The sequence below is a fragment of the Carnobacterium sp. genome (genome assembly GCF_032094055.1).
In the GTDB taxonomy this organism is placed as follows: domain Bacteria; phylum Bacillota; class Bacilli; order Lactobacillales; family Carnobacteriaceae; genus Carnobacterium_A.
The window spans coordinates 12201-23699 of record NZ_DAMDAK010000011.1 but is presented as its reverse complement, the minus strand read 5'-3'; the positions used below and the strand labels follow the sequence as shown (position 1 = coordinate 23699).

Here is an 11499-nt window from a genome sequence, read left to right as displayed (position 1 = left end):
CCGTAAAATTATTTTTCCATTGATCAAACCGATTTTAACGGTTATCACACTTTTTACTTTCACCGGTTCATGGAATGATTTCTTATGGCCATCCATTGTCTTTAATGATATTGAAAAAATGCCAATTACTTCTGGTTTACAATTATTACAAGGAATGTACCAAGCCCAACCAACGTTACTTATGGCAGGTGCTTTGATTGCAATTATTCCAACATTTATCATTTATTTATTTGCCCAAAAATATTTCTTAGAATCAATGTCTCTATCGGGCGGCGTGAAAGGTTGATAAAAAAATGAGTAGAAAACAAGAACGTTTTTTGATCAAAACTATGGGAATCTGGCAAATCATCGATGGGATGATTACCATTATCTATTACGGTATTTTCCAACATGGAAATGGGATGCTTGGCTTTAAACCTTCAGTGTATCCCAATGGTTATATGCTAGTAATTACAAGCTTTGGTAGTCTTTTGATCGCACTTGGCATCATAAATCTGTTGTTCAGCAAGCGTTATATCAAAGATAGCCAAGTACATTGGAAAATCGGCTTTTTTCTACTAGTTGAATCGGTTCTTTCCTATATCGTTTTAGATGTTGTCAGTGCCATTATCGGCATGACTGCCACCATTATTTTGATGGCAAAAAATAAAAGTTTAAAAGTAAAATGAGCAAAAGATTAGGAGTAAACGACATGATGAGAAATGAATATCCCAGACCACAATTAGAACGTAAAAAATGGACCAATTTAAATGGTCAATGGAAATTTGCTTTTGATGATAAAAACGAAGGAATCGATGCTGGCTGGTTCACAAAATCGGATGTTTTCGATCAAACTATTACGGTTCCTTTTGTTTATCAAAGTAAAGAAAGCGGCATTGAAGATCGCACCCCTCATGATATTGTTTGGTATCAACGCGAGTTTGACGTTTTACCGCAAGCAAATGAACGCGTATTGCTTCATTTTGGTGCGGTAGATTACGAATCAGATATCTATTTAAATGGACAACATGTCAGACATCACATTGGGGGGCATACTTCTTTTGAAATCGACATTACACCATTTTTAGACCCTTCTGGCAAGCAACAAGTGAGTGTACGAGCTTTGGATCCACATTATGATGAAACTATTCCACGTGGGAAACAATTTTGGGAAGATGAATCAGCAGGTATTTGGTACACAAATTCAACTGGGATCTGGCAAACAGTTTGGTTTGAAGTGGTGAATGAACAGTATATAACAGATCTTAAATTGACACCGCATTTTGATGAAGGAAAAATCGAAATCGAAGCTGTGATCAGTAAATTAACCAAACAAAATTCTTTAACTTACACCATTTCTTTTAAAGATCAACCCATAGCCAGTGGTCAAGTTGACTTGGTTACTAATAAAGTGATATTTGAAGTGGAATTGTATCAAGACCATATCTTCAGACAAAATTATCATAACGAAGGGTATTCATGGACACCGGAAACACCAAATTTATTCAATCTTGACTTGGAACTAAAAGAAGCCGATCAAAGTAAAGATATTTTGCATTCTTATTTTGGCTTGCGAAAAGTACATGCGGCTGATGGAATGGTCTATTTAAATAATAAGCCATACTATCAAAAATTAATCTTAGACCAAGGTTATTGGCCAACAGGCTTGCTAACGGCGCCTACTGATGAGGACTTTGTCAAAGATATCGAATTAGCTAAAGAAATGGGTTTCAATGGTTGTCGGAAGCATCAAAAAATGGAAGACCCTCGGTTCTTGTATTGGGCCGATAAAATGGGCTTTATTGTATGGGGAGAATGTGCAGCGCCACCTGTTTACACAAATAGTGCGGTGGAACGGTTGATGGTGGAATGGACCGATAGTATCAAACGTGATTACAATCATCCATCGATCATTACTTGGGTACCTGTCAATGAAAGTTGGGGTGTACCGAATATTTCCTTTGATCGCCAACAACAACATTTTTCTCAAGCCATTTTCCATTATATTCATTCCTTAGATACCACACGTTTGGTGATTTCAAATGATGGGTGGGCAGCAACCGATACTGATATCGTGGCTATCCATAACTACGCACATGGACAAAAAGAAGAAGTAGCTAAATATGAATACTTCAAAGAAAGTTTGAGCAGCAAAGAAACCTTGCTTCATAACCGCTCGACTCCTTGGCCTATTTTTGCTAATGGTTTTTCTTATGAAGGACAACCTATTTTGCTGACTGAGTTTGGTGGGATTGGTTTTGACGTGTCTGGTCAACCTGGTTGGGGCTATACATCTGTTGCTTCTACTGATGAGTTTGTTTCTGAATATCGCCGGATTATGGAAGCTCTCTATGCTTCTAAAGCGTTATGGGGCTATTGCTATACTCAAATGACAGACGTTGAACAAGAAATCAACGGATTAGTGACTTATGATAGACAGCCTAAATGTGAGCTCAGCAAAATCAAGGAAATCAATGATCAATTTCATATTCCTACTGTGGAATAACAAGAATTTATAAAAACGAGTAAATGAAAAATGGCTGAGACAGACGTTTTTTCAACAATGAAAGACTTTCGAAAAACATTGTTGAAAGGCTGTGTCTCAGCATTTTCTTTGTAACAGAAAGGATCGGGATTATGAAAAAAAAAACGATGCTTTGGATCGGTGGGCTCTTGCTGACTGGAATCATGGTAGGTGGCATAACTAAAGTAGTATTGGCACAAAAAGATCCCTTTAACGCTGACTTTTTGGATCCTGAAAAGTGGGAAATTTATCAAGGTGATAGCGATGGCAGTTGGGACAATAAGAAAGGAGTGTTGACAGTGGACGGAGGCACTGGAAACAAAGCGATTTATAAAAAAGCTGAATATGGTGATTTTCAATTTGAAACAGAAGTCACCATTGAACAACCAGATAATCAAACGGATGATACAAGCGCAGAAGGAGGAATCTTATTTCGGATCCAAAATCCTGGAGATGGTGTCGATAGTTATGATGGTTATTATTTTGGAATCGATGTGAACAAACAACAAGTGATCCTTGGAAAATCAAGCACTGACGGTGAACCTTGGACGGAAGTCGCAACAAAAAAAATGTATCTTGAGTATGACCAACCATACAAACTGACGGTAAAAGCCGCAGGAGAACATATTCAAGGTTTTGTCAATGAAGAAAAAGATAGCTACCCCAAAATCGATGTGAGCGATGAAGATTATGTGAGAGGTCAAATCGGCGTTCGTAATCGCTTAGAAAATGCGACTTTTGAAAAGATGACGGTTGCTCCATTTAATGAAGCGGAAGTAAAAGGTGCTACTTATACTAATTCGTTGGTTCCAGAAGCTGCTGATCCTGATGTTTTATATGACCACGGAACGTATTACTTGTACCCAACCACGGCTGGTAGTAATAATGACGGGATCAAAGTGTATACTTCGACAGATTTGGTGAATTGGACGGATAAAGGAATGGCCATGACCGCAGGCAATGAAAATTGGGGGACTCAAGGCTTTTGGGCACCTGATTTGATTGAGCGCGATGGTAAATACTATATGTATTACACAGCCAACGAACAGCTATGTGTGTCTATCGCTGATTCGCCTTTAGGACCTTTCACGCAAAAAAAAGTGGCGCCGATGCATGAAGATACTAAAGAAATCGATGCCCATGCTTTTAAAGATGAGGATGGGCAATATTATTTGTACTTTGTGCGCTTTACTGGAGGCAATGTTATTTGGGGTGCCAAATTAAACGATGACATGGTATCTATTGATGAAAGTACTGTTACAGAAGTTTTAGCACCTTCACAACCCTGGGAAAAAGATATCGCTGATGTTAACGAAGGACCTTATATGTTGAAAAAAGAAGGCATTTATTATTTGACGTATTCAGGTTCTCATTTTGAAAGTCCAATGTATGGAGCGGGCTATGCGACAAGCAGCGACCCATTAGGCTCATTTGAAAAATATGAACAAAATCCGATTATGCAATCTAATTCTTTGGCCCATGGAACCGGACATCATGCGGTTACTGAGTCTCCAGATGGCAAAGAAATGTTCATGGTTTATCATCGTCATGAATCTATTTGGAATACTGATCCCCGAGAGTTTGCCATTGACCGCATGCATTTTACAGAAAATGAAAAAGGAAAAACCATTTTGGAAGTTCATGGACCGACCGTTACCCCACAACCAGTCCCATCTGGCGCTGTAGATGTTGATAATTTTATTGGCTTTGAAACAGAAAATATAAGAGAAGTGACGGTGAAAAGAGGAACCAACGCAAAAGATTGGTCTTTACCAGAAGAAGTTGGTCTGATTACTTCGAAAAGCCTACCAGGCGAAAGTCAAAAAGTCGCTGTCAAATGGCAATTACCAGAATCTATCGAATCAGGGAAGATAACGATAAAAGGAGAAGTGGTTTTACCTGATAAGGTGGAAAATCTCGGTGATTTACCTTTGGCCCTAGAAATTACAGTAACGATCAAATAGAGAGGGTGTTGCTTCTTGAAGAAAAGAATGCTTTGGTTACTGTTGACTATCCTTATTTCTTTAAGTGGCTGTAAAATTAACACTGATTCACAAGAAGTAGTTACTGATTTCACGCCAATCATAGATAATGAAGGAGCCGATCCATGGGTCTATCAAGAGGATGATGATTATTATTATACGAAGACAACAGGCAATAATGTGACTTTACAACGTTCTAAAACTTTGACGCAAATAGCCACTGGTGAAGAAAAAGTTGTTTTTGAAGCAGCATCAGATTTTGAAAGTATTTGGGCGCCAGAGATCCATCGCTTAGACGATCAATGGGTCTGTTATTTTGCAGCCAATAAACCCGGCGAAACGCATCGCATGTATGCTTTGATCAATGAAGCAGAAGACCCTTACAAAGGACAATGGATATTAGAAGCTGTTACTGGTATGGATGACAAATTTGCTATTGATGGTACAGTTTTTGAAAGCAACGACCACCGTTATTTTGTTTGGTCAGGTTGGGAAGGTTATGTAAATGTCGCTCAAAATCTTTATATATCAGAAATGGTTTCACCTACAGAAGTAAATACAGATAAATTTCTACTTTCTGAACCTGAATTCGATTGGGAGAAAAAACAATCCCCTTTGATCAACGAAGGCCCACAGATTTTGGTCCGCAATCAAACAATCAATCTCGTCTATTCGGCAAGTGGTAGTTGGGATAATGATTATTGCTTGGGATTATTGACCTTGGATACAGCAAAAGATCCTTTGAAAAGGGAAAATTGGCAAAAAGCTGATCAACCGATCTTTAAAAGTGAGAACGAGGTGTTTGGTCCAGGACACAATGGTTTCGCCCAATCAAAAGACGGTGGCGAGGAATGGCTGGTCTACCACGCTGCACGTTGGGACCATGGTGGTTGGAATCGTTCTATCCGTATGCAAAAGATCAAATGGTCAGAAGATGATAAGTTAAATTTAGAGACACCCTTAGCAGAAAACAAACGGCAACACTTACCCAAAGGGGAAAACCAACGCTATCGTTTATTGGCTGACAAAGCCCAACAAGATGGCGAATTTGAAGAGATAGAAGATGGAAATTCTTTATCAGAAAAAGTGATTCGTGGCTTTGAAAATCCTTTTGATCAACTAACTTGGACATTTCAAGCCCCACAAGCTGGAACCTATTCTTTGCTGATTTATGTGAAACCAGCAGAAATGCCGCGTGCAGAGATGGATATTTTAATAAATGTTGCTGCTAATGGCCAAGAAGAACAAGTGCCGCTTCCATTTGCACAATACTACCAACCACTACAAATACGAGTGAATTTAGAAAAAGGGAAGAATGAAATTTTTATGCAGTCTGATATTGGAATCGATCCAATCTGCGTCGATCGCTTAGAGATTGTCAAAATAGACTGATGCCAAAAAAGTAATTTAGCTTGTGAGCTAAATTGCTTTTTTGATTCTTAGAAGTTATGTTTCTACAAGCGTTGATGAAAAGTAACCCTGGTAAAATTAATCTCATAGAATTAACGCATCACCTGCTGTAAGATTGTCCTATCTCAATCAGTCAGCAAGGATTGCTACTATGCTAGAACAAAAAAACAGCCACCTTTTCATCATCGTTCAATTTTTAGAACACGAAACCAGTGAAGCGACTCGTCCTTAAACTTCTTCTAAAAAATAAGCTCGCAGCTAGGATTCAACTTGTCGATACTGAAGTCAGGATTTATAACGGCATTGACAAGTACGTCCTTTATGCTCTGCTCAAGAAGTTGAAACTACATGGTCATTGATTACGTAAGCGTGAAAACAGCTGCAAGGTTTGCGGCTTATTTTCAGATATGTGAAAAGGAATTGAAGGCTTGACCATGGTTATTCAGACAAAAGTACAGTTGTTTTCGGATTTTTTTGTTGTTTGGTATACTGAATGAGAAAAGAAGAGAAGCTGAGGAGGAGACAACATGAAAAACAGAATTTTATATGCTGATGTCCTCCGAGTAGCAGCTATTTTTTTAGTGATTGTGATTCATACCACATCACTTGATTTTGGTTCATATCCAATCGCTTCTTATCAATGGCAGACGTTGAACGTCTATAACGGCTTCTCCCGCATTAGTGTGCCGTTATTTTTTATGGTCAGCGGCATTTTCTTTTTAAATCCTCAAAAAGAAGTACCCATCAAAAAACTGTATCAAAAAAATATTTTCCGTATCATACTTGCTTTTATTTTTTGGTCAGCTTTATATGCATTTATTTTTACAGTGTATGAATACCGAACAATCAATAGCGATGTAGTAAAAGTTATGTACCAAGCCTTTATTGAAGGTCATTTTCATCTGTGGTTCTTATTCCGTCTAATTGAAGTCTATGTAATGGTGCCATTTTTAAGAAAAATCGCTGAAGATAGACGATTAATAGAATATTTTCTGCTTTTTTGCTTTGTTGTCGGTTTTCTCAATCCGACTTATCATGCGTTTCCGCTTAAATCAACCACCACGATTGTTGAAAGAGGTCTTAACTTAGACATTACATTCGGCTACCTGGGTTATTTTTTTGCTGGGTATTATTTATCGCGTTATTCCTTATCAAAAATCGCTAGACTTTTCCTTTACAGTTTAGGCATAGCTGGAGTAATTGGTACGATCGTCGTAGCGAATGTTCATTCATTGAAGACGGGAAAACCTTACAGTCTATCATATGAATATTTAACGCCTAATGTCTTGTTTGCGAGTGCAGCAGTCTTTTTATTTATTAAAGAAAGTATGCAACAGCATGAAATCTCTGAAAAAATGAGTAAATGGATGATCGAACTTTCTCGTTATTCATTCGGCATTTATTTGATTCATGTGCTGATTCGTTTTATTTTCACAAAATTTGGACTAACTACTTTTATCTTCACACCGATTCTGTCTGTTCCGCTACTAGCTGTTTTATTGTTCTTAGTCAGTTATATTTGTGTCAAATTGCTGGCAAAAATTCCTTTTCTAAAACGATTTATTTTATAAGCTGAATCGGACTAGGAAAAGCAGTTTTTATTGATTGGAATTTTTCCTGTCTAAGGACTTCGCTAGTTTTTTTACAGGAGAATCAGTATAATGGAGAACAGTAATGAAAAAAGGAGTATCAAAATGGCTCAACTAACGAACAAAAAGCAATCGATTAAAGTGTTTAGTCAAATTTTAAAAGTAAAATACAAAGAAGCTGAAGTAAGCAACTCAGGAGCCGTCATTGCTTATTATTTTTTATTGTCCTTATTTCCTTTATTGATCGTGATTGGGAACTTATTACCATTATTAAATTTATCACCTGAGTTCTTTTATCCTTACTTAGAAAATGCTATACCTAGCTACTTAGTGGAAAGTTTAAAACCGATCATGAACCAGATTTTAACCTCAGGCAGCGGAGGAGTATTGTCGATTGCAGCCATTGGAACGTTATGGTCAGCGAGTCGAGGCATGAATGCGATGCAAATGAGTATGAATAAAGCTTATGGAGTAAACCCACGAAAAAATATTATTTTTGTCCGGTTGGCTTCTGTTACGTTCACAGTCCTTTTATTGTTAGGCCTTGTATTGTTAGTCGTTGTCTTCAGTTTTGGTCAGTTGATTTTAGAACACCTTACCCCATTATTGCACCTATCTACCAGCTTTCTAGATACCTTTCTGAGTATTCGGTGGCCAGTGACCATGTTTACCTTGTTTTTTGCCTTTTCACTGTTATATTATTTTGTTCCAAATGCCAATTTAAAGTTAAAGCATGTACTGCCAGGTTCTATTTTTTCAACTATTGGCTGGGTGCTGATCACTCAAGCTTTTACAATCTACGTTAGTTACTTTGCCAAAGGTACGTTGAGCTATGGCGCTATCGGTACGTTGATCGTGTTTATGTTGTGGCTGAATGTACTAGGGGCTTTATTGACATCAGGAGCAGTTGTGAATGCTGCCATTACTGAGTACAAAGATGGCGAAATTGAAAAAGCTAACAGCCGCATCGGCAATTATGTCGATCGGAAGCTGAAAAGACGCCAAAAGTAGCCTTTTGTTAAAAGAAGAATTAAATGCAAGAGAACAATTATAAAGGAACTATTAATATTACAAGACATAAAAGCAAAGCTGAATGTTTTATGTTATAATTTCTAATGGTGTATTGACTATTGTCAAAATAAAAGTAAAAATATAAAAAACAATAATAGAAGTAAGGTGAATTTTTTGGAAGAGCAATTAAAAGTACGTGTTAGTAATGTAACCAAACAATACGACTTGTACAAACAAAAATCAGATAAAGTTAAAGCATTGTTTAAGTTTTCCAAGAAAGATATTCCAACTTTTTGGGCCTTAAGAGGCGTGTCTTTTGATGTTTATGATGGAGAAACAGTCGGCTTGATTGGAATCAATGGTTCTGGCAAATCAACCCTTTCCAATATTATAGCTGGTATTATACCGCCAACTACAGGAAGCACAGTAATTAATGGTGAAACTTCCATTATTTCAATTTCTGCCGGATTAAAAAACCAATTGACCGGATTGGAAAATATTCGGCTAAAATCTTTGATGACTGGCAAAACAAATGAAGAAATTGATGAAACAATGGATAGTATTATTGAGTTCGCAGATATTGGCGACTTTGTCAATCAACCCGTTAAAAGCTATTCAAGCGGAATGAAATCGCGTTTAGGTTTTGCTATTGCTGTTCACACGGATCCTGATATTTTAATTATTGATGAAGCTTTATCTGTTGGTGATGAGACGTTTTACCAAAAATGTGTTGACAAGATTATGGAATTTAAAGCACAAGGAAAAACTATTTTCTTTGTTAGTCATTCCTTGGGGCAAGTCAAAAAGTTGTGTGATAAAATTATCTGGATGCACTATGGGGAAATTCGAATGATTGGTCCTTCAGAAGAAGTTGCAGAAGAGTATCAAAAGTTTATTAATGATTTTAAAGCGAAAAGTGCGAAAGATAAAAAAGCGTACCAAGAAGAACATAAACAACAACAAAAAAACTTTGATATCAGACAATTTCATCAAGAAAAGCTTGAAAATGCAAAAGACAAAAAGGAAGAAAAAATACTCAACCAACAATTTAGTGAAGAAAAAATCACAGACAAAATGGCTTGGCCTACGAGACTTATTTTATTCCTTACAGTAGCTGCAACATTGTTTTTAGTTGGTGTTCACTTTAGCGGCAAGTCGTTAACAAGCGTTTTGTTGGGATCAATAGACGGAGAAGTGGAGACCCATCAGACTGTTGAGGTTGCAGGTCAAAATAATAGTTCATTTTCTTATTTAGTTGAAAATGAAAAGATAGAGTAGAATTATGAAGGAACAAGTGGCTAAAATAATCTACGTTTGGCTTATCCGTTTTTTTTCATTGATTTCAAAACATTTAAAAGTGAAAAAAAATTTGATTTACTTAATGAGTTTTCCGAAAAATGAAAATGGACTGTTAGCGTCATTTATTGAGCAAAATCCTCAGATAAAGGTAACGATTTTTTATACAGAAAATTGTCAAAATGATATCAAACGATTTGAAGAAATGGGAGCGGAAGTTTACTCTATCACACAATCTATTTCTTTTATCAAAGAAGCCGTTCCTAAATGTATGCAAGCTAAAGTTATTCTTTGTGACAATTATTTCCCCTTTTTTGCGGGCTTACGCTTGCATAAAGAAACAACAATCATACAATTATGGCATGCAAATGGTGCTATTAAGCGGTTCGGACTAGAAGACCCGGCAGCGATGTCAAGAAGCTACTTTGATAAAATGCGTTTTAAACAAGTTTATCAGCATTTTGATGAATACCTTGTCGGCTCTGAAATGATGGGGCAAGTTTTCCAAAATAGTTACGGTGCTCCTAAAGAAAGCATTATTCCAATCGGCTATCCGCGTTCTGATGTTTATTTTAAAAAAGATATGATTCAACAAAAAAGAACGAACTTTTATGCTTCATTTCCGGAACTGGTTGGGAAAAAGATTATATTATATGCTCCGACATATCGAGAGGATAAGCTGGAGAATTATCCATTAGATATAAAACAACTGTATGAAAATTTGGGGAACGATTATGTTTTAATTATGAAAAAACATCCGCACGTTGTCACACCGATAGTTGAAAACCGATACGAAGGTTTTTTTTATGGCAATGTATTTGATTTTTCTATTGAAGATTTGTTAGTTGTGACAGATTGTTTAATTACAGATTATTCTTCGATTCCATTTGAATTCACGTTACTGGATAATGCAAAGAAAATTATTTTTTATTGTTACGATCAAACTTATTATGAACAGCATACAGGCATCCAAAAAGATTTTAAAGAATGGGCACCTGGAGTAATTGTATCTTCAATGGATGAAGTTATAGCGAGTATCAAACAGGAAGATCAAGTAGATTTTACAGAATTTAATCAAAAATGGAATACGTATAATGACGGACACGCAAAAAAGCGAGTCATGGCGCATATCCAGAATAAATATAAAGATTTCTTAAGTTAGAGGAGTTTTAACGTGAAAAATGTCATGTTGATTATCAAAGAACAAATTGATAATTTTGGAATCATTGCAAGAGTGTCAAAGTATGAAGAAAGAGCGACTTACCAAAGCCATTATTTAGGTTTAATGTGGCAATTTTTAAACCCTTTAATCCAAATTGGAATTTATTACCTGATTTTCGGTTTAGGCTTGAATGGTGGAAGAAGCGTAGATGGTGTACCATTTATTGTTTGGATGTTGATTGGAATTATTGCTTGGTTCTTTATTAATACGAGTTTGCTAGGTGGTTCCAATAGTATTTACAACAAAGTGGCCATGGTTTCGAAAATGAAATTTCCGGTGAGCGTTTTGCCAGGAATCAATATTATGAGCAATCTCGTTTCTTATGGGTGGATGATGGCTATTTTAATAATAGTTATGTTTGCTTTTGGTATATTTCCAACCATTTATTGGTTACAATATTTTTATTACTTCTTTTGTATGATTGCTTTTTTGTTTGCAATGGGAATACTTAATTCAACGATTACTATTTTAATACGTGATTATCAT

General features: G+C 36.5%; 10 protein-coding genes. All 10 read left to right on the top strand.

Annotated features, from left to right (window positions below):
* A partial coding sequence (locus tag RT405_RS03045; protein WP_313467454.1) for an ABC transporter permease subunit occupies positions 1–286 on the top strand: 286 nt, incomplete at its 5' end.
* A 7-nt stretch (positions 287–293) separates the two neighbouring features.
* Positions 294–668, top strand: a complete 375-nt coding sequence (locus RT405_RS03040) for a hypothetical protein (RefSeq protein WP_313467452.1) — start codon at positions 294–296, stop codon at positions 666–668.
* Between the two features lie 23 nt (positions 669–691).
* The gene (locus RT405_RS03035; protein WP_313467450.1) at positions 692–2485 is read left to right on the top strand and encodes a sugar-binding domain-containing protein; all 1794 of its coding nucleotides are present in this window, start codon (positions 692–694) and stop codon (positions 2483–2485) included.
* Positions 2486–2616: 131 nt separating this feature from the next.
* Positions 2617–4467 (top strand): family 43 glycosylhydrolase, encoded by a 1851-nt coding sequence (locus RT405_RS03030; RefSeq protein ID WP_313467448.1) that lies wholly within the window; start codon positions 2617–2619, stop codon positions 4465–4467.
* Between the two features lie 15 nt (positions 4468–4482).
* Positions 4483–5877, top strand: a complete 1395-nt coding sequence (locus RT405_RS03025) for a glycoside hydrolase family 43 protein (protein WP_313467446.1) — start codon at positions 4483–4485, stop codon at positions 5875–5877.
* 545 nt (positions 5878–6422) lie between these two features.
* The gene (locus RT405_RS03020; RefSeq protein ID WP_313467444.1) at positions 6423–7466 is read left to right on the top strand and encodes an acyltransferase family protein; all 1044 of its coding nucleotides are present in this window, start codon (positions 6423–6425) and stop codon (positions 7464–7466) included.
* A gap of 123 nt (positions 7467–7589) precedes the next feature.
* Positions 7590–8495 (top strand): YihY/virulence factor BrkB family protein, encoded by a 906-nt coding sequence (locus RT405_RS03015; RefSeq protein ID WP_313467442.1) that lies wholly within the window; start codon positions 7590–7592, stop codon positions 8493–8495.
* A 174-nt stretch (positions 8496–8669) separates the two neighbouring features.
* Positions 8670–9773 carry an ABC transporter ATP-binding protein gene (locus RT405_RS03010; RefSeq protein WP_396163130.1) on the top strand — a complete coding sequence of 368 codons (1104 nt, stop codon included), beginning with the start codon at positions 8670–8672 and terminating at the stop codon, positions 9771–9773.
* 16 nt (positions 9774–9789) lie between these two features.
* Positions 9790–10953, top strand: a complete 1164-nt coding sequence (locus RT405_RS03005; protein ID WP_313467439.1) for a CDP-glycerol glycerophosphotransferase family protein — start codon at positions 9790–9792, stop codon at positions 10951–10953.
* Between the two features lie 24 nt (positions 10954–10977).
* The coding region (locus RT405_RS03000) for an ABC transporter permease (protein WP_396163143.1) at positions 10978–11499 on the top strand (522 nt) is incomplete at its 3' end.